The organism is Gorillibacterium massiliense, from assembly GCF_000455485.1.
Taxonomy (GTDB): domain Bacteria; phylum Bacillota; class Bacilli; order Paenibacillales; family NBRC-103111; genus Gorillibacterium; species Gorillibacterium massiliense.
The window spans coordinates 1-24,471 of record NZ_CBQR020000077.1 but is presented as its reverse complement, the minus strand read 5'-3'; the positions used below and the strand labels follow the sequence as shown (position 1 = coordinate 24,471).

Sequence of the window (24,471 nt, the reverse complement as noted above, 5' to 3'; positions counted from 1 at the left end):
GGATGGCAGTGGAGGAAACCAAGGTAAATGCCGTTGTAGCGGTGCAAAACGAGATCAACCGGATGGTGGAGAAGGCAAAAATCGCTCAGAAAGCTTTCATGTCGATGAATCAGGAACAGATTGATAAGATCGTTCAAGAGATGGCTTTGGCAGGTCTTGATAAACATATGTACCTGGCTAAGCTCGCCGTTGAGGAAACGGGCCGTGGGGTATACGAGGATAAAATCACCAAGAACATCTTCGCTACCGAGTACATTTATCACAGCATCAAGTACGATAAAACCGTCGGCGTCATCGAAGAAAACGCCTATGAAAATTTCCAAAAAATCGCTGAACCGGTTGGCGTTGTCATGGGGATCACACCAGTAACTAACCCGACTTCGACGACGATGTTCAAATCCCTCATCTCGATCAAGACGCGGAACCCCATTATCTTCGGATTCCATCCGTCAGCCCAGCATTGCAGCTCTGAAGCAGCCCGCATCCTATACGAAGCCGCTTTGAAGCACGGCGCTCCGGAAAACTGTATTCAATGGATTGAGAAACCATCGATGGATGCGACAAACGCGCTTATGAACCACCCGGGCATCGCCCTCATCCTCGCCACCGGCGGAGCGGGCATGGTGCAAGCCGCGTATAGCTGCGGCAAACCGGCATTAGGCGTTGGCCCCGGCAATGTTCCCGCCTTCATCGAGAAATCGGCGGACCTGGAGCAAGCTGTCACCGACTTGATTCTCTCTAAAACCTTTGACAACGGCATGATCTGCGCCTCGGAGCAATCGGTTATCATCGAAGAGCCGATCTATGATGCCGTCAAAAAGCTGATGATCTCTAAAGGCTGCTACTTCCTGAACAAAGACGAAACTGCCCAACTGACCAAGATGGCCATCAACGCCGAAAAATGCGCCGTAAACCCGGCGATCGTCGGACAATCGGCAGCGAAGATCGCCGGAATGGCAGGACTCACCGTACCGGCAGACACGAAAATACTCGTAGCCGAGATCAATGGCGTCGGTCCGAAATTCCCGCTTTCCGCCGAGAAGCTCAGCCCGATTCTTGCGGCCTATAAAGTGAAAAACGCAGCAGAAGGCATCGAGCGCGCAGCAGAAGTCGTCGGCTTCGGCGGCATGGGCCACTCGTCGGTTATTCACTCCTTTAATGATGAAGTCATTCAAGCCTTCGCCGATCGTCTGCAAACCGGACGGATCATTGTCAACTCGCCTTCCACTCAAGGCGCCATCGGTGACATTTACAATACGAACCTGCCGTCTCTTACCTTGGGCTGCGGTTCCTACGGCCGCAACGCTACCGCATCCAACGTAACGGCTGTCAACTTGATTAACGTTAAGCGCGTTGCCTACCGGACGGTAAATATGCAGTGGTTCAAAGTACCCTCGAAGATCTATTTTGAAAAGGGAGCTACCCAATACCTGGCGAAAATGCCTGACATCTCCCGTGTCATGATCGTGACGGACCCGGTGATGGTGAAGCTGGGCTATGTGGAGAAGGTCGAGCACTACCTGCGCAAACGGCAAAGTCCGGTCACCATCGAAGTTTTCTCCGATGTCGAGCCCGATCCATCCACCACTACCGTTGACCGCGGCGTCGACATGATGCGCCGGTTCCAACCGGACTGCATCATTGCTCTTGGCGGCGGATCGCCGATGGATGCGGCCAAGGCTATGTGGCTGTTCTATGAATACCCGGACACGGACTTCAACGCTCTGAAACAAAAATTCATGGATATCCGCAAGCGGATCTACAAATACCCGCGTCTCGGCCAAAAAGCCAAGTTTGTTGCCATCCCGACGACATCGGGCACCGGTTCGGAGGTCACCTCCTTCTCGGTTATTACCGATAAAAACCAAGGCAACACCAAATATCCGCTGGCTGATTACGAACTGACGCCGGACGTCGCCATCGTCGATCCGGAATATGTATACTCCTTGCCGAAAGTAGCCGTGGCAGATACCGGTCTGGACGTATTGACCCACGCCATCGAAGCTTATGTATCGGTAATGGCCAACGACTTCACGGACGGCTTGGCGCTGAAGGCGATCCAATTGGTATTCGAGAACCTGGAAAAATCGTACGCAACGGCTGATCCAGCAGCGCGGGAGCACATGCATAACGCCTCCACCATGGCCGGTATGGCTTTCGCCAACTCGTTCCTGGGCATCAACCACAGCCTTGCCCATAAGTGGGGGGCCGAATTCCATACGTCCCACGGACGCACCAATGCGATTTTGATGCCCCATGTCATCAAATATAATGCTCAGAAGCCGACGAAATTCGCTTCGTTCCCGAAATATACCCACTTCATCGCTGATCAGCGCTACGCGGAAATCGCCCGTTTCCTCGGCTTGCCCGCAAAAACGACAGAAGAAGGGGTAAACAGTCTGATCGCCGCCATCCGTAAGCTGAACAAAACCATGGGTATCCAAGATACGTTCCAAGAAGTGGGCATCGGCGAAAAGGAATTCGAAGCGAGAGTGGACTACTTGGCCGACCGCGCCTTTGAAGACCAATGCACTACGGCTAACCCGAGAATGCCGCTCGTCACCGAGTTGGCCGAGATTTACCGCAACGCCTACTACGGCCGGTTTTAACGGTTGATCTAGCGAACAACAGTTTTACGAATAACCCAAATCCAGCAAGCGAAAACGCCAGTAACGTTGATGGCGCCGCTTGCTGGATTTTTTCATCCCCTGAAGAGGGATTCAACATGGAAAGTTGCATAATCTTCAAATAGGAGGAGATGTAGAGAATGTGGGATGTGTTGAAGCCAGTCGCCTTGGCGAGAGGAGATACCATCGGAATTGCGGCTCCTGCCAGCTGGGGGGAGCGGGAAAATGGCCTTCGCGGAGCGGGAATATTAGCGGGGATGGGCTTCAATGTACGTTTGGGGCAAGCATACTCCCGGCGATACGGTTATTTGGCCGGCACCGATGAAGAACGGGCGGAGGAACTGAATACCCTGTTTGCCGATCCGGGAATCAAAGCCATCCTTTGCGCCAGGGGAGGCTATGGCACCGGACGAATCGCCGAGCTTCTGGATTATGACCTCATCCGCAATAATCCGAAAGTTTTTTGGGGCTACAGCGATATTACTTTTCTGCACATCGCCGTCGGCCAGTACACCGGGCTTGTTACTTTTCATGGGCCAATGCTCATCGACCTGGGCAAGGAGGATGTGAATCCGTTAACGATTCACAATTTCTCCATGATGCTGGCTCCGCCGAAACGTTTTCGCTATACGGAAGAAATTTCGCCTTTGACCGTTCTGTCCGCAGGAGAAGCGACAGGGCTTTTGACAGGAGGCAATCTCTCGCTTTTGGTCAGCACCCTTGGAACGCCGTTTGAATGGGATACCCGCGGCAAAATCATTTTGCTGGAAGATGTCGGCGAAGAGCCGTACCGGGTGGATCGGATGCTGAACCAACTGCGACAAGCAGGCAAGTTTCGCGACGCTGAGGGGATCCTCATCGGTGATTTTTGCGAAAGTGGGGCTGCGAAAGGGACGAATTCCTTAACTCTTGCGCAAGTGTTTGCGGATCAATTGCTTCCTTCCGGTAAACCGTGTATGGCCGGCTTTAAAATCGGTCACTGTTCTCCCAACATCACCATTCCTCTCGGCATCCGAGTTAAAATGAGCACCCGGGAAAAGCGGGTGGATGGGCTGGAATCGGCTGTTCGGGAGTAAGCTAGCCATCAAGCACAAAGCGAAAGGAATATATCTTAACTTTAGGCTGCCTTTGGGTAGCCATTTTTTGTTGATAATTTTGTCAATATAGCAGAGCATGAGTCATGAGGAGTCGGATCAAGTATAATAGGGGCAGGCCTTATTCAATCACGAACAAGGGGTACGAAATAAATGAAGATCAACATAATCTTGCGGCGGAGGTTGTCGGCTCTGAAAGATATGCGGATGGAACACAAGCTGCTGCTTGTTTTTCTTTTGCTGGTCACCCTGCCGCTTACCTTTATCAGCTATTTTTCCTATACCAACTATTCTCGTTCGATTCAGGAAAAGACAATCGTCTATTCCACAAACATGTTAGACAGCATGATCGCAAGAGTCGATGATTATATCGATGATATGATCCGCATCTCTTCTATTCCCGCCTATCAGGATGACATCAAGCAAAATTTGATGCGCTCCAACAAATATCACGAGCAGCGAGCCGAATTGACCGGCAGCAGCAACGTTTCCACCGCTCCGATGGATTTCGATTTGCAGCTTTCCATTCAGCGAGGCATTGAGCGGAACATGTCATTTATCAATAATATCAAGCGGGGGGCGAACTCCGTTTATATTTTCGACCAATATGGAAACGGTTACTATTCGGCTCAAGGCGGTATCCGCCAGGATATTCAAGAGAGCTATCAAGTATGGAAAGAGAAAGTTGACGCATCCAGCGGTGAGGCCTTGTTGTTCAGCACGCAAAAATACAAAAATAATTTGAACAGCACAAAGTACGCGTTTACCGTCGTTCGCAAAATTATGGATAAATCCCTGCAGCCCATCGGCATGATTGCCGTTGACGCCAACATCAGCGTCATCGAGGATCAGATCCTCGATCTGGATAACATAACCGGCGGAAACGCCATTATTATCGACGAAGCGGGAAATGTGATTTACGATCAAGATTTGGACATGCTGGCGGTAAACATCAGCGATATGCCGATGGTGAAAAAGGCTGTGGGCCGCAACGGCAGCTTTTACGAGAATGTGGACGGAAAGTCCCACCTCTTTACGTATATCACGTCGCCCAATACGAAATGGAAAGTCATTTTGTCTATTCCCGTTGAACGGCTAACCCGGGATACCGTCGTCATCCGCAATGTAACTCTTGTTGCTACCTTTGTAACGGTTGCTTTGGCTCTGATTATTTCCATCATCTTTTCTTTCGCTTTGACCAAGCCCCTGAGGAAAATGATCCGTCTGATGAAAAGCGTTCAGGAGGGCGATTTTTCGGTACAATTTCCGGTGCGTCACAGGGACGAAGTCGGGTTATTAGGCAACCAGTTCAACCGAATGATCGGCCGAATCGATCAACTGATCCATGACATATATCGGAGCGAAACCCGCAGGCGGGAGGCGGAGCTTCACGCCCAGCAGAGTCAGATCAATCCACATTTTATGTATAACACACTGGAGTCCATCCGCATGGCGGCGGAGCTTAACGATGACACCGATGTAGCGGACATGACCTATCAATTGGGCATCCTGCTGCGGTACAGCATCAGCAACGTCAATGAGCAGGTAACTTTGGAACGGGAGCTGAAGCATGTTCGGCAGTACGTGCGCATTCTCAACTATCGATACCCCAATCGATTTCAACTCAGCATGGAGATTCCTCCCGAGCTGCATCATTACCCGGTTGTGAAGCTGCTGCTCCAGCCTATCGTGGAAAATGCCATTTATCACGGCATGGACGACGAGAAGCCGGTGATGCATATCGCCATAAGTTGTGAATATGTCGGCAACGGGATCATGATTTCGATTAAAGATGATGGCATTGGCATCGATAAAATCAAGCTGCAACAGCTGCATGAAACGCTGGCGGGCATTCGAGAGCCGGCTCCAGGAAAAGGCGGCGTTGGCTTGAAAAACGTCAACGAGCGCATCAAATTGCATTACGGAGAAACATATGGATTAATGGTAACGAGCATTTTTGGAACAGGAACGACAGTAGAAATTTGTTTGCCGCTTCCTGCGGCGGATTCGGGCGGCCTGCCGGTTCTTAATGGGGGAAGTTACGGAAAGGAAGGGTTCGAATGAACGGGAAATGGTGGAGCGGCGCGGCGTTAATCTGCCTGACGATATTGCTTACGGGCTGTAATGGCGATAACCGAGCAAAGGAGAGTCCTAACTCCGGCATTGTCAAAGGGGAGGAAAGTCAAGCTTTGACGGGCAAGATTACGGTGCTCACCAACCGCATTGATCTTGTGGAAAACGGCGTTATGGCCAAATATGCTCGTGAATTTACTGCCAAATACCCCGGAGCGAAAGTAGAGTTTGAAGGGTTAAGCAATTATGCCAGCGACATCATGATCCGGTTGTCCACCATGTCCTTCGGCGATGTCCTGCTTATTCCTAACAATATTGCCAATAAAGATTTGGGCAATTATTACGAGCCCCTCGATTCGTCGATGTTCGAAAACCTGCGATTCTCCGATTTCAAAGCGTATGAGGGAAAACGATACGGTGTCGCAACGGGCGCATCGACGGAAGGAATCGTGTACAGCAAGAAGGCTTTCGCCGCGGCGGGCATCACCGAGATCCCGACAACGCTGGATGCGTTTTATGATGCCTGCCGGAAGTTGAAGGAGCATCATATTGTACCGGTCTATATGAATTATGGAGCGCAATGGCCGATGAAGGAATGGGGCGAAACGTTGGTCAGCTATATGTCCGGAGATCCGGAAAAGCTCAATGAAATGGCCGATCAGGATGAGCCATGGCAGATGGACAACGATTGGGGAAAAGGCCTCACCATTGCCAAAACGTTGATCAACCGCGGGTATGTGGAGCCGGACCTGTTGGCTAACAAATGGGAAAATTCCAAGGTGGAGCTTGCCCAGGGACGGGCGGCTATGTATTTTCTCGGCAACTGGGTTGTGAACCAGATCGTTGATGCCGGTGCAAATTCCAACGACATCGGTTTTTTCCCGTTCCCATATGACAACAATATGGAAAAACGCAACGCCCCCATTACCCCCGATTGGTTCATTGGCGTAAGCAAATTTAGCTCCAATAAGCCTCTGGCTAAGGCGTGGATTAACTTTTTCGTACGCGAGTCCGGTTTTGTGGATACGTCTGGGTTTATGCCCGTCGATACGACGAAAGAATCGTCCTTACCCCAATTGCAGGAGTTTCTCTCCTTCCATCCAGTCTTGGTGGAAAGTACTCCGCCTAACGACCGATTTCTCGATATCGCCACCAAAGCGCAAATCGGGTTATGGACAGGCGATTATATTCAGGATCTGCTGGCGGGGTCGAGTCTCGAAGAGGGATTTCAGCTGCTTAATCAAAAATGGAAGGAAGCGCGGCAATCCGAACTTCGCTAATCTGCGATCCTTCAGTTAGCAAGTGGAAGCGTAGAACAAGGATTGAATATAGCCTCAAACATGCACTCGACAGCCATTACTATCGAGTGTTTCTTTTGCCCGTGGAAAGTTTGCACTTAATCAAACAATCGGTTTACGGCACCAGACTGGGAAGGTAGAATACGGTAATAGCCATGTTCGTTAGAGAGAACACAAAAATAGAGAGAGAGCATGGAGAGGAGAGGGGATACTCATGGGTTTTCGCGATTTTCATCCCAATATCAAAATACGGATGGCAGTCACGTTCGTCACCAATATTATCAGTTCCATGATCGTCCCTCTTATGGCGATCTATTATGCCAGACAGCTGGGAGACGGGATCACCGGCGTTCTGCTTGCGTTCGACGTCGCGGTAGGATTCGTGGCAGGCTTTTTCGGCGGGTATTTTTCCGACCGGAAAGGGCGCAAACGTTATATGGTCGCTTCGGAAGCGGCAATGGTCGTATTGTACCTTGTATCGGCAGCCGTCAATTCATCCTGGTTCGTATCACCGTGGATTACCTATGTGGCGATGGTAGGGATCAGCATCTGCTGGGGCTTTTTCGGCCCTGCATCGGATGCCATGCTACTAGACGTTTCCACGCCGGATGAACGTAAATATATTTACAGCATTCAGTATTGGCTGAACAATCTGTCCATTGCCATCGGCGGGATGGTAGGAGCATTTTTATTTGAAAAATATCTATTCGAGCTGTTGCTCGCCCTTGCCGCTGCCGGGCTATTGTCCACCTTGGTGACGGTATTCTTTATTCGGGATGCCTATAAAGGATCGGCTGAAATTGCCGCTGCCGTTGAAGGAGAAAAGAACAATACGGTGTTGCGGCTGTTGCGCAATTACCGTGAGGTGTTGAGGGATCATCCTTTCGTCTGGTTCGTCGTTGCCAGCTTGCTGATTATGTCCGTTGAATTCCACATGGGCAGCTATATCAGCGTCCGTTTGGCAGATGAAATGCCCATGCAATCTATGTTCAGCTGGCTTGGTTTTCCACAGAAGTTCAGCGGCGTTCAGGCGGTAGGCTTGCTCCGAACGGAAAATACCATCATGGTCGTTCTGCTCACGTTTATCGTCACCAAGCTGCTTGCTCGTTTTAATGACAAACGGGTGATGTTCACCGGTTTTGCCCTATATATTACAGGCTACGGCGTTTTGGCTTATTCCAACCAGCTTGGAGTGCTTCTGATAAGCATGTTTGTCGCCACCTGCGGGGAAGTCATGTACGTTCCCGTTAAGCAGGCCTACCTCGGCATCATCGCCAGATCGGACGCCCGCAGCTCGTATATGGCGGTCAACACCTTTTCCTTCCGGGGAGCAATGATTTTAAGCAGCTTCGCTCTTATCCTTGGCGGTTGGCTCTCCTCTTTGACGATGGCCATTGGAATCTTCGCCTGCGGGGCGTTGGGCGTATTGCTCCTGATGCGGATTTTGCCGGTACTGGATAAGCGGAAGGAAACGGCGGAGTAACGGTTTCATCCTAGCAAATAATAAATCCACCTGAAACTAATTAGGTGGATTTTTGTATTGTGGTCTATTCAAGTGGGCTTATTTTATTTTTTATATAATAGTCGGCAAAAGGAAAGAAGCCGGTGGTCCGCCATTTCTCATAACCGCAACTAATCAACGCTTCCGTTTTTTGATATTGATCTTCTGGAGATTTGGTAATGATATGGTCGATATCAAAATCATGAAAAAAGTGATCCGCGGTTACGTTTACGATATCGCAAAAGATTGAAGCTTTCTCGAACGAGGACAGAAGGTCGATCCTCAGGATACCCATTCGGCAGAAGCCATCTAAAAACCGCGTCGTATTCGGGATGGGAGCGATTTCGATGGTGCCGATGATTTGATTAAGCGGCTTATAGGTAACGCTCCAACGAATAAAAAATCCGACTTCGAATTCTTTTATCCATGCTCTTATTGCTTGCCTGACAACGTCAATGCTAGGGGTATCCCAAACGCCGCCACAATTATCGTTGTTCATATGGCTTTTTGTAACGGGATCTGAGTAGCATTCGAATAACTCTTCCGCATCTTCTTCTTTCACCAATGAGAAAGAAAGAGTTTCGCCTTCATAAAAAGGGCAGATTTGAAAAGGACTGCTTGTCATCTTCATTGGAGACGCTCCTTGTTACCAAAGTGACTATCCTTCTCAATAATAGAACATATGTTTCTGTTTTGTCCATTGTCGAAATGGTGACGTCGGAGACCGACTGCATCGTGTTCAGTTACTTTGAAATAGGCGATAAAGTGAAGGCTGTCGGATTTTTAAACGGTTTTTGACCAGTCTGTAGCAAAGAAATGCGAGTTCGGTGAAAACCGTCAACTTTTGGCGATAATGATTACCATAAGATAAAGATCGAGAGTGGGTTTGCTGCTCCCATTCTCGATCTTTTTTGCGTTTCGGTCACTATGTCCTTATAATGTTTCCACTTGCTCTTTCTTGCGGGTCTTGGACGATTTGTAGATAGCGAGGAGCAAGCCGAGGGATGCGGCCGCATCCTCTAATCCCGGGTAATTGCAACCGCCTTCGGCGAGACTCCGGTAAAAGCTGCCGATCTGTAAGGCGTGGCCGCTGCCCCAGTAGGCTTTGCCCAGGACGGTCTTTTCATCGGTAGCAAGCAGATCTGATCCGCTATCCGTTCTGACGGTCAACTGATTGTCCATGTAGCGTATGATTCCTTTTTCCATATGCATTTCGATGAAAAAAGGACTGTCCTGGGAGTGGCCGTTGGTAGCGAAAAAGAGTCCGGTCTTGCCGTCCTTGTAATACAGGGTGGCGTCCGCGGTGTCTTCAACTTCGATGCAGTCCTGCAGCACCCGGGTATCGATGTTGCCTTTTGTGGCAGTAATTTCTCCGCCAAGGTAGGACATCAAATCCAGCATATGCAGCGCCTGGTTGATGAGCAGCCCGCCGCCTTCGGTGGCCCATTTGCCGCGCCAAGCTTCAGAATGGTAATATTCCGCGGTGCGTCTCCAGGTAAGGAAGCCTTTGATGCCAAGCATGTTGCCGAGTTTCCCGGCGGCAATCCATTCTTTGGCCTTTTCCACAGACGGATTCAACCGGTTCTGCAAAACGGTGCAGCAAGCTACGCCGGTTTCCTTCACGACAGCCTTAATCGTCCGGGCTTCCACCAGATTTAAGGCGATGGGTTTTTCCAAAACGATGTGTTTGCCGGCGCGGGCCGCGTGGATTGCCATTTCGGCGTGCAGGTAATGGGGCGTGCAGATGTGCACGCTGTCTATGGCCGGATCGGCCAAAACGTCTTCGTAGGCGGTGAATGTCCGGCACTGGTACTGCTCAGCTAGGGTGGCGGCTCGCGCCTCTACGATATCGCAAACACCGTATAGTTCTGCATCGGCGCTTCTCACGATGGCTGCAGCATGAATCGGTCCGATGGCTCCGCAGCCGATGACAACGGCTTTTCGTTTTGTCATCTTATTGGAAGCCAATCTTTTTCAGGTTATTGTAGCTGATGCGCAGGCTGTCGAAGGCATCCGTGGGACCGTCATCCCGCTCGACCAAATACCATTTGACCCCGGCTTCCTCGCTGGCGGCAATGATCTCCGGCCAATTGAGATTGCCTTCCATCACTTCCGCCATGATTTGCTTCTCGTCGATGATGGCCAGATCCTTGAAGTGGATGGCTTCGATCCGGCCTTTGAGCTTGCGGATCCATGCCGCCGGGTCACCGCCCGCAACCTGTACCCAGTAGGTATCGAGGGTGAACAGGAAGCTTTCTGGGTTGGTTTCTTCAATGAGCGTATCCATACCCAGCTTACCGCCATGCTTTTGGAATTCGAAATGATGGTTGTGATAACTGAATTTCAGCCCGTTTTTCTGAAGCTCGTCGGCGATGGCCGAAAATTTCCGGGCAAAGATCGAGTACCCCTCCGCGCTGCGGAATTCCGAAGGCAGGCCGCCAAGTCCGGCGAGGCCGCAGCCAAGGGCATGATGATCCTTGATCACGCCGTCGAGATCGTCGAGAAAGCGTTCGTACGGGGTGTGGGTGATGACGACCTTCAGTCCGAGGGAGCGGGTGATCTCCACCAGATCCGCTACCGGCAGATGCCAGAGTGCGGAGACTTGGATCGTTGTATATCCCATTTCCTTGATTTTGTTCAGCGTTTCCCGAAGTTCATCCGGCGTTTTCGCATAATTGCGTACGGTATAGAGTTGAGCGCCTGTTATTTTCGCCATGGGGGCTTCCTCCTTTTAATAGGTTCCTTTTAAATCCGCTACTTGCCGGTTCACGTTTTTCTTCTCGGTGGAGGTGTTGATTTTTTCCTGCAGCAGCTCGTAAAAATGCTCGTGGTTGAAGTTTTCCAGATCGGCCCAACCGTCAACCCAAGTCGAGTAGTGGATGGCGTTGGAGATCAGCAGGCCGTTTATGCCTTCTTCTCCGGGGGCCAGCAGCTTCTCGCCGTTCAAAATGGCTTTGGCGAAGTTTTTCAGGATGCCCACATGCTGCTCGCCGCCGTCGGTAGACGCCGGAATCTCGCAAACCCAACTTTCCGGCTTGGCGAAAGGCGCGGTGTTGACGCGGTTATGCTCCCGTTCGGATACGCGGTTGCGGTGGAAGGTGATAATGTTATTTTCCACGACAATTTTGCCCATATCCCCGGACACTTCCAGCCGGTTCGTTCCCGGGGCTTCCCCCGTGGAGGTGATGTAAAGGCCGCTGGCGCCGTTTTCATATTCGAAATAGGCCGTCACGTCGTCTTCCACTTCGATATTGTAATATTTGCCGAAGCTGACGAAGGAGCGCACCCGTTTGGGCATCCCCAGCATCCATTGGATCAAATCGAGGTTGTGAGGGTTTTGGTTGATCAGCGTGCCGCCGCCTTCGCCGCTCCAGGTGGAGCGCCAGGAGCCGGAATCGTGGTAGGCTTGGGGCCGGTACCAATCGGTGATGATCCAGACGACCCGCTTCATTTCGCCCAATTCCCCAGACTGGACCAAATCCCTGACCTTTTGGAAGACCGGATTGGTCCGCTGGTTGTACATGATACCGAAGACTTTATCGGACTTCGCCGCAGCAGCGTTCATTTCCAGCACTTGTTTCGTATAGACGCCGGCGGGCTTTTCCACCAGAACGTGGAGACCGTGTTCAAAACCGGAGATGGCCAATGCCGGATGATCATAATGAGGCACGGCAATCAAGACGGCGTCGATTAATCCACTTTTGTACATATCCTCAGCGTTTGCAAAAAAGGGGACACCCGGCAGCTCCTGTTCCGCCCACTCCCGGCGTTCCGCGCTGATGTCGCACACGGCGGCGAGGATCATCCCAGGAACCTTGTGCTGAATGTGAATACTCATACAGTGGCCTGAGCCCATGTTGCCCAGTCCGATGATGCCAAGCTTAACTTCCTTCATACAACGTTTTCCTCCTGAATTAAGTTGAAGTCTATTGAGTCAATCATCTTGATCAGATTTGGCTTAAAATATCCATCAGCGAATCATGCGCCAGCTTGAAGGTGGACAGGCCGCCTTTTTCCAAGCTTTCGGCAAGGGCCGTATTCTCTAGCGCCGCCAGACCGACAAAGGAGCCTAAATGGGGTTCTAGGGACAAAAATCCTTCGTAACCGTCGGCTTTAAGCGTCGACAGTACCTCTCTCACATGGCCAACGCCCATTCCCGCAGGCACGACAGTGTGATCCGGAAGTGAGTCTTTGATGTGCATGTACTTGATGTACGGCTTAAGCAGTTGGAACGCTTTCGGATACACCTCTTCATCGGACTGCACGAAATTGGCCGGATCGAAAGCCGCGGCGAAGTCCCTTCCTTTAAACGCTTCCATTAAATCGAGACAGCGCTCAGCGGTATCGCCGTAAATGCCTTTTTCATTCTCATGCAGCATGGTGATTCCACTGCCCTTGGCTGTATCCAATATCCGTCCCATCCGGTCCAACACATCATCCCGGTACAGTAGGGGATCATTCCCTTCCGGCGTATAAAAGCTGAAGATGCGAATGAAGGGGCTGTTCAGCGTATGAGCGGTTTCCACAATCCTTTTGGTCATCTCCAAATGCGGTGCAAAATCGTCGCCAATGCCGATTTTACCGATGGGCGAGCCGATGGACGAAGCGGTTATGCCATAGCTGTTCAACTGCTTCTGAACGTCTCGCACTTCCTCTTTCGTCAACTGGGAGATGTTCGTTCCATTGACGCCGCGTATTTCAATATGTTGGATTCCAAGTGATTGCAGGCCCCTTAATTGGGTGTTGAAATCGGTATCGATCTCATCTGCAAATCCGGTCAAAATAAACTTGGACATGATCTGTCCTCCCATTTTTGAAATCTTAAGCAACCTCCTTAAATGTAGCACCGGCTCATCTTTCTATCATCGCTTTTATTGTTTGATAGTGTGCAAATCTTGCTGTATAATTCGGGCGAGGTGAGCTTTTTGGAATCGATTAATGGAACTCGCGTCCACTATGCTTCGACGGACGGATCGTTCTTTTTTCATCATGTTAGGGACGAGCGTCCCGACCAGGAAAATTTCAAACTGCATTATGAAAAAGGCTATGAAATTTACATGTTCGTCAGCGGAACCGGCAGCTATACCGTGGAAGGCAGCCGCTATGAGTTGGAACCTTATTCGATTTTAATGATGAACTCGAAAGAGCTTCACGTTCTCAATATTTCACCGGAAAGTCCTTATGAACGTATGGTTTTGACCATTAACGAGAACTTTCTGCCCCCGTTTATGGCGGGCGGGGTCGATTTTTTTCGCACCATCAAATACCGCAAGCTGGGACAAGATAATAAAATCAAAGCCGAAACCGTCACCGAATCCGGCTTATTGATTCTTTTCGAAAATCTGCAAAATTTGTTAGAACGGGAATCCGCCGAAAATGAGATTGTTGCCAAGTGCGTCATTGTGCAGATTTTGGCGACCATCAATCAGATTGCCGAGACGGCACTCCCCAAAACTCCTGTCAAAGCAAACCGCAAAATCGGAACAATGCTGGAATATATCAACACCCACCTGGAGCAGCCGCTGACGCTGGATTCGCTGTCGGAACGTTTTTATCTCACCAAGTATCATCTATGCAGAACGTTCAAGGAAACGACGGGATTTTCCGTCAATCAATATATTACGTATAAAAGAATTCGTCTGGCCGACGAACGGATGATGGAAGGCTATTCGCCGACTCAGGCTTGCTTCATGGCGGGCTTCAACAGCTATTCGAATTTTTTTAAGTCTTACCGCAAGCTGACGGGGAAATCGCCGAGAAGCGGGCAGGTGAAGTAAAACAGAAGTGGAGATTAACCAGAGAAAGATTGAGGGGCGAAAGCGAAGAATGGGCAATTCATTGCGAAAATATATCTTTATACTGTTGGGGGCGGCAGCGGCGGTCTACGTCCTTGCCATCGTTTACACCAATCTGTTCGCTCATCCCGGAGCGGCGGAATTTTTAAGCCATAAAACCGAGTTGGGGAGGTCCCTGCATGTTCCCGTTTGGTTGACGATGATGCATGTTCACGTCATAGCCGCATGTTTGGCTACGCTGTCGGGAGCGCTGAACTTTTCCGGGACGGTTTTACAAAAGTGGTGGAAATTTCACCGGGTAAACGGCTACCTGTATGTCCTGTCGGTTTTGGTCGTAGATCTAACCTCCGGTTATATGGCGACGTACTCTACTGGTGGAAGGATCAATACCATCGCCTTCAATTGCATGAATACATTTTGGCTGGCCGCAACCGTTGCCGCCATCGTGCAGATCAAACGGAAACGGGTGGAAGGGCACCGCAAATGGATGATCCGCAGCTATGTATTTTGCTTTACGAACCTGTTCATTCACGGCATCACCTACGTACTGAATGAAGGGTTTTCGGTGGCGTACGAAACAAGCTATACGGTTGGGGTGTATGGGGCCATCGCATTGAATTTTATCGCAGCGGAAATTGCGATTCGCTTGGGCTTCGCCAACCATCCTATATCGGAATAAGAAAGTCTCGTTCATAAGTGAATGGGATTTTTTTGTATGCACAAAAATAATATTCACAATAATCATATTTACATTGTGAATATGATGGAATATAATGGGTCCATCGCGATGAAGAAAAAACTGGAAAGAGGGCGCGCGCTTTGAAAGGGAAAGATGTCATTTTGGGCTTGCTTCAACAGAAAAGTCGAACGGGGTATGAGATCAACGACTATTTCAAATCGGTATTTTCCCACTTTTTCAACGGAACCTACGGCATGATCTACCCGACGCTCAAAAAGCTGGAGCAAGATAAGGTGATTCAGAAAGAAGTCATCGTTCAGGAAGGGAAGCCGAACCGGAATGTTTTTTCCATATCCGATGAAGGGCGAAAGCTGTTTGACGATTATTTGGAATCGCCTGTGCAGCCAGAGGTCGTTCAATCGGATTTTCTGATGCGGCTGTTTTTCGGTGAATTCGTGGAGGAGTCCGTTGTGGAGGGGTGGATCGCGGAGGAGTTAGAGCGGAAGAAGCAATCTCTTGAGCAGCTTTTGCAAATTACATGGAAAGATCAGATGACTCCGACGCAAATGCTGTCTTACGACATTGGGGTAGCCCAGTACGAAGCTCATATCCGTGTGATGGAAAACAAGCTGGCTGATCTTAAGCGGCAAAAGGAGCAAATGGCAAATGAGGAAAATAGCGAATGAAGCGGTTGAAGTGGCAGCTCCGATAATGTCGACGGGCCACGGAGAGGCGAGTGGAACGAGACTTTTGCTGATCCGGCTCGTGATGTGCATGGGCATTTTTCTCTGTATGCTCGACACAACCATCATGAATATCGCGCTGCCTGCCATTCAAGTTCATATGGGGGTAACGCTGAAGAGTTTGTCCTGGGCGTTAAACATCTACACCATCACCTTCGCAGTTATGACCATACCCTTGGGAAGAATTGCGGAGATTTACGGTAAGAACAAAATCTACATTCTCGGCTTTGTCGTCTTTTGCGGGGGATCGCTGATTTGTGCCTTGGCGAACGATGTTGCGATGCTGATCGTCGGGCGGGCGGTGCAAAGTCTCGGAGCAGCGGTGGTTTTTCCCACCAGTATGGTCATCGGCATTTCTACAGCCACACTGGAGAAAAGAAGCACGGTCATCGGCATGCTGGGCATCTCGCAAGGCCTTTCAGCCGCATTAGGCCCGACCATTGGCGGCGTACTGACGGAATTTTTGGGCTGGAGATGGGTTTTCATGATCAATGTTCCTCTGGGACTGGCTGCGATCCTGGCGGCGCTCTATTGCCTGAATACGAAATTCGAAGAGAGGCTGCGGGCGAAAATCGACTACCATGGAGCGTTATGGTGCGTTCTCTTTATGTTCAGCCTGACATTCGCTCTTACCCAGGTCAAAACATGGGGCTGGAGCGACTGGAGAATCATTGTCTCCTTTATGGTCAGTCTCCTCTCGTTTTTTATTTTTATCGGGGTGGAAAAGAGATCGAAATCCCCTATGATCCCTCTGAGTTTGTTCAAGGATCGCCAGTTTAACGCTTCCTCCCTAACGGTTATTTTGAGCAATCTGTTCTTGGTGGGAGTCACGGTGCTTTTGCCGACTTTTCTGACCAGACTGAACGGGGAGTCGGAGCTTCGCGCCGCACTGCTGATTACGCCTGTATCCGCGATGATCTTCTTTTTCTCGCCTATCGCCGGCTTTTTCGTCAGTCGGTTCGGAGCGAAGGCTGTTATTTTCGCGGGCTTTATGGCAATGGGGGTCGCCTATTATTTGTTTTTTCATCTGGAAGCAGGCCATGGGTATGGCCAATTGATCGCGGCTTGTCTCATTCTCGGATTCGGTTACGGCATCATTGTCGGTCCGATTACGGCACTATCCGCATCGAATTTTACCGGCGAACTGCTCACGGCATCTCAAAGCGTGATTGGCGTGCTGCGGCAAGTCGGCATCGTTTTAGCTGTGGCGATATTCGTTTCTGCTCTCACCGGAAATATCGAGAATGCCAAAACGCAGATCATGAGCTACGCCAACAAAGAGGTTGCAACGCTGAATCTTCCGGATCAGCAAAAGGAAACCGTCTTGGCTAAGACGAAAGCGAATATGGAAAAGGAGTCAGCAGGCGTGAAGGCTGCCGAAAAACAGGAAGTGGCGACAAGCGGCGGTGCAGTATCGGCGCTTGCAGACTATGCTTCCGACATACAGATTTACTCGAAAAAGAAAATGACGCACAGCTTCTCCAGCCTATATGGGATCGCACTGTTTTTTATCGTGGCGAGCAGCGCAGTGGCTTTGGCTTATCCCAATGAAAACCGGAGGACAGGGAGAACCAACGCGAGCAAACCCCCACGGAGAAGTTCGTCTGGCTCGCTAGCATGACACGGCTTCGTCAGCAAATTTACTTAATAGAGACAATTGGATAGAGTGAGGGAGAGTGCTCGGGAGAGTACTCTTTTTTTGTGCAAAATATACATTGCATTATTAAGTAGTTTGTTATAATATACTGTGCATAACAGAGTATTGAGTTTGAAGACGGGGAGGATCTCGAAATGCAAAAAGCCATTGAGATCGATGATCTGAGGAAGAGCTTCCGCCAGTCCGCCAAAGGTGAAAGCAAGACCGTTGAGGCTGTGCGAGGAGTCAATCTGAGCGTGGAAAGGGGTGAAATCTTTGGTTTCCTGGGACCGAACGGGGCAGGGAAAACCACCTGTTTACGCATGCTGACCACGCTCTTACCCATTGATTCGGGTGAAGCGCATGTCGCCAGTTTTGACGTACGCAGGCAGCCGAAGGAAGTGCGGCGGCGCATCGGCTATGTGGGGCAAATGGGTGGGGCGGATATGGAAGCCACCGGTTGGGAAAATCTCCTATTGTCCGGCAGGTTGTACGGGATGACGAAACGGGAGACGGAGTCGGAAGCGAGAAAACTGGTGGAGTTGTTCGAACTGGGTGAGCTTATCGGTCGAATGGCAAAAACCTACTCCGGCGGGCAGCGCAGGCGTCTGGAGATTGCTTTGGGCATTTTGCATAGGCCGGAGGTGCTGTTTTTGGATGAGCCGACCACCGGTCTTGATCCGCAAAACCGCGCCAACCTGTGGGAGCATATCCGTAAGCTGAAAAACGGCGGGATGACGGTATTTTTGACCACCCATTACCTGGACGAGGCGGATGAACTGGCGGACCGACTGTGCATTATGGATAAAGGCGTCATTGTGGCGGAGGGAACACCGGCCGCGCTGAAACGGCAAATATCCGGTGACGTCGTGGCGATGAAGCTGAAGCATGCCGGCGATTTAGAGCGGGTAAAGAGGCAATTTTCGGCTCAGGAAGCCGTTCTCGAAGCAAGGGTGGAGGGAGACACTCTCTATCTTTATGTATCGGACGGGGCAAAAACGCTGCCGAAGCTGTTCACCGAATTGGAAGCCGCTCAAGTGCAGGCGGAAACGGTGGCGCTGTCGCAGCCATCCCTGGATGATGTTTTCCTTAAGCAAACCGGCCGATCACTACGCGATACAGGCAAGGAGGGATCCTAATGAACATGATGCTGGAAATCGGGCTGTTGTTTAAAAGGAAGATGCTTGAAACACTGCGGCAGCCGGTCTGGATCATCTCGGGAATGATGACGCCAATCTTGTATTTGCTGTTGTTCAGTCCGCTGCTCAAGGGCTTGAACTCGCCGGTTTTGGGAGGTTCTGGCAACGTTATAGACACCTTCGTTCCCGGCATCCTGGCTTTGATGGCCTTCGGCGCCGGCACCGGCTCAGGCTGGACGGTGATTTGGGAACTGCAAAGCGGCGTCATCGAACGGCTAAGGGTCAGTCCGGCCAGCCGATTCTCGCTGTTGATGGGTACGGTACTGCGCGACACCGTCATGTTGTTGCTACCTGCCATTCTGGTCATTTTCACGGCTTCCCTATTCGGGTTCGACTTGCATGGAGGTGGGCTTGTCGCCATGCTTCTGCTTCATTCGCTGCTGACGGCGGTGGTTTCGGCAACCTCAGGCAGTCTTGGTCTCATTTTAAAAAATATCGGCAGTCTCGCAGCGGTAGTGACCGGTTTGCAGCTTCCCATCACCTTGCTTGCCGGCGTGCTGCTTCCCTTGTCTCTCGGTCCCGAGTGGCTGCGCATCGTCGCACACTTCAACCCGCTCTATTATGTGGTGGAGGCTTCACGAGTTTTGGGAGGCGGCACGATTTTAGACGGAAAAGTCTACGAAGCTTTTGGCGTCATGGCGGCCTTGATGGTTATCGTGCTGTGGTGGTCGACCCGGGTGTACCGAAAAGCGGTGGCTTGAGGTGGAAAACGGAGAACAGGGGGGAATAGACAAATCGTTTGTCGGTGTTAAGAAAGGCTATGGGGCTCGCGATTACGTTGACATCTTATGCCGGTCTGCCGGATTTTTACCCAAGTACGAATATGAGGGGGATGAATCAATTCACGGGACGTATCATTGCCTTCCGGTACTGTCCCGGAGTCTTTCCCTCGATGCGCTTGAAGACGCGGCAAAAAGATTGCAGGTCGCGGTACCCCGCCATCGCCGCGATGGCGTCCAGCTTATGGGAGGTGGTGCGGAGCAGCTCGCACGCCGTCATGATGCGCTGACGCTGGACGAAATCGTGGAAGGTTTGGCCGGTGCGCTCTTTGAACAGCCGCTGGAAATGCCGTTCGCTGACGCGGAAATGCTCAGCCGTTTCGCGCAAGGTCAAAGGCTCGGAGGCCCGTTTTCGGATGTAATCCGCCGCTTCCCCGATTAATTCCAGTCCCTGGGTTGGAGCAGCTGACGTTTGTCCGGCTCGCAGCTGCCGCATCCATTCGATCAGGATTTGTGTCAAAAGCGCCGTGAGCATGGCCGACGACCCGGGTCTTAAAGAAGCATGCTCTTCATAGATACGTTCAAATAAAGGCTCCAGAACGAGCTGAGAATCCCGCAGACGTCCCGTCTCCAGCGGTCCGCGGGATAGCCTTTCCCAGAAACCGCCCAAATCCAGGTCGGGCACGGCTGCCGCGATTTCCTCCAAAAGCGACGGGGTGAACACGACATTATAGACGACCAGCCGGCGATTTTTGTCTGAGGAATAGGGCCGAAAGACGTGAGAACTTCCTATTGGCAATGCAAAAAAATCTCCCCGCGCCGCCGGCAGCACCCGATCCCCCAAATATTGAAACCCGCTGCCTTCAGCGATGTAGTTCAATTCGCAGAAATCGTGCTGGTGCAGGCCGGTTTCGAACTTTTCCTCGATTCGGTTCACATAGATGCACAAGCCCTTCCGGAACAGATCACTTCCCTTCAAAACATAGTACGGCGGCTTCATCCTTTACCCTCCGAACGGTTGGATATGTCCATTTTAGCATGATTATCTGTCGCTTTCAGCAGTATTAGCCGTTCTCTATTCGCGATAAACTGCAAGGAGTCGGCTTTCCGGCCGGTCTTGGGCACGTTCATTTTCGCGAAAAGGGGAATGGAGCAGATGGCACATATAGAAGTATTCGATCTTACATGCAATCACAAAATCGAGCCGCTCGGTATCGATGATAAAACCCCGAGATTCAGTTGGAAGATCAAGGCGGAAGGAAGAGGATTTGAGCAAGCTGTTTTTCGCCTTCAGGTGGCTGAAAATCGTGATTTTACGGACGCGCTGGTTTGGGATACGGATAAATCGAACAGCGGTCAATCGGTGCTTGTTCCCTATGCAGGCAGGCCGCTAGAACCGCGGACAAGATATTTTTACCGGGTAAAGGTTTGGGGGAGCGACGGCGGAGAGTCGTCATGGAGCGCACCGGCTTTTTTCGAAACGGCATTCTATTCCGAGGAGGAGTGGAAGGGGGCGGAGTGGATATCCCTCCCTCTGCCCGAGGATGAGCATGGCAACGAACCGGCAGCCTATTTGCGAAAAAGCTTCCAACTGCGCGGCTCCGTTGCTTCCGCACGGGTGTATGCCACCTCCCTCGGTGCGTACAAGCTTTACGTAAACGGTTATCCCGCGGACGATACCCATCTCAGCCCCGGTTGGACCAGTTATACGAAACGCATTCAGTACCAAACATATGACGTCACTTCGCTGCTGCGCGAAGGAGGGAACGCTGTCGGCGTTATACTAGGCAACGGCTGGTATAAAAGTAAACTGTCCTGGGTTCCTGGGCGGATCTACGGGGATACAAGGGCGGCTCTTGTCCAGCTTCATATCCGGTATACGGACGGTACGGAAGATATTATCGGGTCGGACAGCTCATGGAAGGGAAACGACGGCGCGCTGCGGATATCCGAGCTTTACGATGGAGAGTTTTACGATGCCCGGTTGGAGCGATCCGGTTGGGCGTCGCCCGACTTTGATGACGCGGATTGGCGGGCAGCGGTTTTGTATGACTTTCCGAAGACAGGCCTAGTCGCTCAGGAAAATGAACCGGTGCGGGTCGTGAAAAAACTCGTCCCCGTATCCGTTGTGACGACGCCCCGGGGGGAGACGCTGCTCGACATGGGGCAAAACATGGTAGGATGGGTCCATTTCACTGCGGTAGCGGAAGCCGGAACGGCGATCACGCTCAAGCATGCCGAGGTCTTGGACAAGGACGGCAATTTTTACACGGGCAATCTCCGTTCGGCGCAGCAGACCGTCACTTATGTATGCATGGGAGGTGGCATAGAGAATTTCCATCCTTTGTTCTCCTTCCAAGGCTTCCGCTATGTAAAAATCGAAGGCTTATCTGTCGCGGAAATTCCCGGGCGATTTGAAGGCTGCGTTCTGACCAGTGATCTGCAGGCAGCCGGCAGCTTCCATTCCTCCGATCCGCTGATCAACAAGCTGGCGGAAAATATCGTCTGGGGCCAAATGGGGAATTTCGTCGATGTTCCCACGGATTGTCCGCAGCGGGACGAACGCTTGGGTTGGACGGGGGATGCCCAAGCCTTCGTCCGGGCTTCGACGTACAACCGCAACGTCGCTCCCTTTTTCATAAAATGGCTAAGGGACTTGGCGGCGGATCAGCAACTAGATGGGGGCGTGCCTCATGTCGTTCCCGATGTGCCGGTGGCCGGTTACAATTCGGCAGCATGGGGAGATGCCGCGGTGATCGTCCCTTGGGTGGTTTACCAACGGTACGGAGACGAGCGGGTTTTACGGGAGCAGTATCCCAGCATGAGAAAATGGGTGGAGTATGTCCGCAGCCAAGGCGAGAACGAATTCCTGTGGAATACGGGCTTCCACTTCGGAGATTGGCTGGGGCTTGACGCGAAGGAGAACAGCTATGTCGGAGCCACGTCGCGGGACTTGATTGCTACTGCTTTTTATGCGCATTCGGCGGGTTTAGTGGCTAAATCGGCACAGGTTCTCGGATACGCGGAGGATGCGGCTTCATATTCGAGACTGAGGGACAGCATCGTCCAGGCATTCCGGGATGAATTCGTTACGCCGAGCGGCCGAATCGCATCTCCGACTCAAACGGCTTATGCAGTCGCCTTGATGTTCGACCTGCTGAAAGAGGAGGACCGCCGGCAGGCGGCGGACCGTCTCGCCCTCTTGGTGGAGGAAAGCGGCTTTCAGCTCACAACAGGCTTCGTGGGTACTCCTTACCTGTGCCACGTGCTGACTCGTTTCGGTCATGCCGATTTAGCCTATAAGCTTTTGGAGCGCCGGGAATATCCATCATGGCTTTATCCGGTCACTCGGGGAGCGACGACGATCTGGGAGCATTGGGATGGCATCAAGCCGGACGGAAGCTTTTGGAGTGACGATATGAACTCCTACAATCACTACGCCTATGGAGCCATCGGCGACTGGCTGTTCGGATCGGTGGCCGGCATCGATACGGATGAAGCGGCTCCCGGTTATCGGCGGATCAAGCTGCAGCCTTTGCCCGGCGGCTCGCTGCAGTTTGCGGTAGCGACCCACGAGTCGTCGTATGGCTTGATTCGCTCCGCCTGGTCCCGTTCGGCGGACGGCGATATCGTGTACGAGGCGACGATCCCGGCGAATGCCGCAGCCGACGTACTTTTGACGGGAGTCAAAAGAGGCGGAGTAACGGAATCCGGCCGGGAGCTTGAGCATTCCGAAGGTATCGCGGACGTAGCGGAGACACCGGAAGGACTGCGTTTTCGCGCAGGATCCGGAGAGTATGTCTTCCGAATAAAGACTTTATAAAAAGAAAGGATGGCGCCGTATTCCTTTCGGTGCCATCTTTTTTGTCTGAATCGGTGAGGTCAAAAATTAAAAGGCGAATTGGGGATGGACATGAGGGGTGGTATAATGGTTTAGAGTCTTTTTCTCAAAAAACCATTACAGGAGAATCGTGACATGTCGGGAAAAGTAAAAATGTTTGTGATGATGGTCGTGATGGTAGTCGCGATAGTGGCCGCATTTATGACTCATTGGTGGCTGGGCTTCATTTTGCTTGCGTTAATCGTAGGTATTTCGCTTTTCGTAAACCGTTCCGTTTTGTACATTCAGCAAGGAAACCGGGCTTATATGGCCGGCGATATCGCCAAATCGTTAGCGTTGATGGAGAAGGCGTATAAAATCAATCCCAATCGCCCCAACCATCAACTCAATTACGGTTACCTGCTGCTGAGAGCCAGCAAGTTAGACCAAGCCGAGCAAGTGCTCGAAAAATTGCTGAACGCTCAAATCGCCCCGGATGCCAAACTGCAAGCGCGGATCAACCTGGCCTCCGTTTATTGGCTACAGAACAAACACACAGAGGCGCTTTCCTTGCTGGAGGAAGCCCTTAAGGAAGTCAAGAATACGTTGCTTTACGGGAATCTCGGGTATTTTAAAATATTGGATGGACAGTTGGACGAAGCGCTGGCGTTGAATCTTGAAGCGTATGAATATAACGATAACGATCTGACCATCCTGGACAATCTGGCGCAAAATTACTATTTGTTGGGACGTCTAGAAGAAGCGGAAGAGATCTATGTTAAGGTGATAGCCAAATCGCCCCGATACGCCGAATCGTATTATTATTACGCACTGACGCTGCAGCAGCTTGGAAAGCGGGATGAGGCTCGCGAGCAGATCGCTATAGCTCTGGAGAAAGAGCTGCCGTTTATTCCTTCTGTGAAGCGGGAGGATATTGAACGCCTGGCGAAGGAGCTTGGAGCAGATCGAGACAATTCCTAAGGATGAACATCATAGCAAGCAAGATAAGCACTGCGATCTCCATTTTGAGATTCTGCAGTGCTTTTTCTATCATCTCTGAGAGCAGCGGTTGAACAGGAAACATGATGAGCTGGATTAAGTAACAATCCTTTTGCCATAGTTTGAGCATTTGAATAATAATCAACTTACGAATAATTTGAGTGGAAAAAATTGTTGTTGATTCATAATGGGCAACGTGGTATATTAGTTTTCCCTTTAAAAAACTTAATGATGAGAGCAATTAAATTTCATTAAGAAATCGATCGGCTGGAAAAAATTACAGCTTGT

General features: G+C 51.0%; 19 protein-coding genes and 1 pseudogene. 14 read left to right on the top strand and 6 right to left on the bottom strand.

Translation table 11 applies throughout. The features are described 5' to 3' along the window. Positions 1-2 precede the first annotated feature (2 nt). The 5 genes from adhE (at position 3) to TJ79_RS09065 (ending at position 8,575) form a co-directional block, all read left to right on the top strand. Positions 3-2,609, top strand: coding sequence for a bifunctional acetaldehyde-CoA/alcohol dehydrogenase (adhE, locus tag TJ79_RS09085; RefSeq protein ID WP_040949986.1), 2,607 nt, complete (start codon positions 3-5; stop codon positions 2,607-2,609). Positions 2,610-2,767: 158 nt separating this feature from the next. Then, positions 2,768-3,703, top strand: coding sequence for a S66 peptidase family protein (locus TJ79_RS09080; protein ID WP_040949985.1), 936 nt, complete (start codon positions 2,768-2,770; stop codon positions 3,701-3,703). Positions 3,704-3,874: 171 nt separating this feature from the next. Beyond that, complete coding sequence (locus TJ79_RS09075) at positions 3,875-5,785, top strand: cache domain-containing sensor histidine kinase (protein WP_040949984.1); 1,911 nt, start codon at positions 3,875-3,877, stop codon at positions 5,783-5,785. Beyond that, entirely contained in the window at positions 5,782-7,074 is a 1,293-nt protein-coding gene (locus TJ79_RS09070; protein ID WP_040949983.1) for an ABC transporter substrate-binding protein, read from the top strand. Before TJ79_RS09075 ends, TJ79_RS09070 begins: the two co-directional genes overlap by 4 nt. 232 nt (positions 7,075-7,306) lie before the next feature. After that, positions 7,307-8,575, top strand: a complete 1,269-nt coding sequence (locus tag TJ79_RS09065) for an MDR family MFS transporter (protein WP_040949982.1) — start codon at positions 7,307-7,309, stop codon at positions 8,573-8,575. Between the two features lie 64 nt (positions 8,576-8,639). On the opposite strand, the gene TJ79_RS09060 is transcribed toward TJ79_RS09065, so the two are convergent. From TJ79_RS09060 to TJ79_RS09040, 5 genes are all read right to left on the bottom strand, one after another. Beyond that, positions 8,640-9,224: a GNAT family N-acetyltransferase gene (locus TJ79_RS09060; RefSeq protein ID WP_052339423.1), complete on the bottom strand. Its 585-nt coding sequence runs from the start codon at positions 9,222-9,224 to the stop codon at positions 8,640-8,642. 302 nt (positions 9,225-9,526) lie between these two features. After that, positions 9,527-10,546 (bottom strand): Gfo/Idh/MocA family protein, encoded by a 1,020-nt coding sequence (locus tag TJ79_RS09055; protein WP_040949981.1) that lies wholly within the window; start codon positions 10,544-10,546, stop codon positions 9,527-9,529. A 1-nt stretch (position 10,547) separates the two neighbouring features. Further along, a complete protein-coding gene (locus tag TJ79_RS09050) occupies positions 10,548-11,309 on the bottom strand; it encodes a sugar phosphate isomerase/epimerase family protein (RefSeq protein WP_040949980.1) in 762 nt (253 codons plus the stop codon). A gap of 15 nt (positions 11,310-11,324) precedes the next feature. Then, a complete protein-coding gene (locus tag TJ79_RS09045) occupies positions 11,325-12,488 on the bottom strand; it encodes a Gfo/Idh/MocA family protein (protein WP_040949979.1) in 1,164 nt (387 codons plus the stop codon). Between the two features lie 52 nt (positions 12,489-12,540). Beyond that, complete coding sequence (locus tag TJ79_RS09040) at positions 12,541-13,389, bottom strand: sugar phosphate isomerase/epimerase family protein (protein WP_040949978.1); 849 nt, start codon at positions 13,387-13,389, stop codon at positions 12,541-12,543. Positions 13,390-13,488: 99 nt separating this feature from the next. Between TJ79_RS09040 and TJ79_RS09035 the strand changes: the two genes are divergently transcribed. The 7 genes and pseudogenes from TJ79_RS09035 to TJ79_RS28055 form a co-directional block, all read left to right on the top strand. Further along, positions 13,489-14,370 (top strand): AraC family transcriptional regulator, encoded by an 882-nt coding sequence (locus TJ79_RS09035; protein ID WP_238322909.1) that lies wholly within the window; start codon positions 13,489-13,491, stop codon positions 14,368-14,370. A gap of 49 nt (positions 14,371-14,419) precedes the next feature. Beyond that, on the top strand, positions 14,420-15,067 hold the full coding sequence (locus TJ79_RS09030; protein ID WP_040949977.1) for a DUF2306 domain-containing protein: 648 nt from the start codon (positions 14,420-14,422) through the stop codon (positions 15,065-15,067). A 140-nt stretch (positions 15,068-15,207) separates the two neighbouring features. Then, the gene (locus tag TJ79_RS09025; RefSeq protein ID WP_040949976.1) at positions 15,208-15,753 is read left to right on the top strand and encodes a PadR family transcriptional regulator; all 546 of its coding nucleotides are present in this window, start codon (positions 15,208-15,210) and stop codon (positions 15,751-15,753) included. Next, positions 15,734-17,431 (top strand): MFS transporter, encoded by a 1,698-nt coding sequence (locus tag TJ79_RS09020; protein ID WP_052339422.1) that lies wholly within the window; start codon positions 15,734-15,736, stop codon positions 17,429-17,431. Before TJ79_RS09025 ends, TJ79_RS09020 begins: the two co-directional genes overlap by 20 nt. Before the next feature lie 170 nt (positions 17,432-17,601). Then, the gene (locus TJ79_RS09015; protein ID WP_040949975.1) at positions 17,602-18,585 is read left to right on the top strand and encodes a daunorubicin resistance protein DrrA family ABC transporter ATP-binding protein; all 984 of its coding nucleotides are present in this window, start codon (positions 17,602-17,604) and stop codon (positions 18,583-18,585) included. After that, positions 18,585-19,346, top strand: a complete 762-nt coding sequence (locus TJ79_RS09010; RefSeq protein ID WP_040949974.1) for an ABC transporter permease — start codon at positions 18,585-18,587, stop codon at positions 19,344-19,346. The genes TJ79_RS09015 and TJ79_RS09010 overlap by 1 nt, the downstream gene beginning before the upstream one ends. 28 nt (positions 19,347-19,374) lie before the next feature. Further along, positions 19,375-19,482, top strand: a pseudogene (locus TJ79_RS28055) (LysR family transcriptional regulator); the annotation flags it as partial. Here TJ79_RS28055 and TJ79_RS09005 read toward each other — a convergent pair. Then, a complete protein-coding gene (locus TJ79_RS09005; RefSeq protein ID WP_040949973.1) occupies positions 19,483-20,364 on the bottom strand; it encodes an AraC family transcriptional regulator in 882 nt (293 codons plus the stop codon). A gap of 147 nt (positions 20,365-20,511) precedes the next feature. Between TJ79_RS09005 and TJ79_RS09000 the strand changes: the two genes are divergently transcribed. Together TJ79_RS09000 and TJ79_RS08995 are read left to right on the top strand one after the other, a co-directional pair. Further along, the gene (locus tag TJ79_RS09000) at positions 20,512-23,187 is read left to right on the top strand and encodes an alpha-L-rhamnosidase (RefSeq protein ID WP_238322906.1); all 2,676 of its coding nucleotides are present in this window, start codon (positions 20,512-20,514) and stop codon (positions 23,185-23,187) included. A gap of 153 nt (positions 23,188-23,340) precedes the next feature. Continuing rightward, positions 23,341-24,165, top strand: a complete 825-nt coding sequence (locus tag TJ79_RS08995; RefSeq protein ID WP_040949971.1) for a tetratricopeptide repeat protein — start codon at positions 23,341-23,343, stop codon at positions 24,163-24,165. The last annotated feature ends 306 nt before the right edge of the window (positions 24,166-24,471 follow it).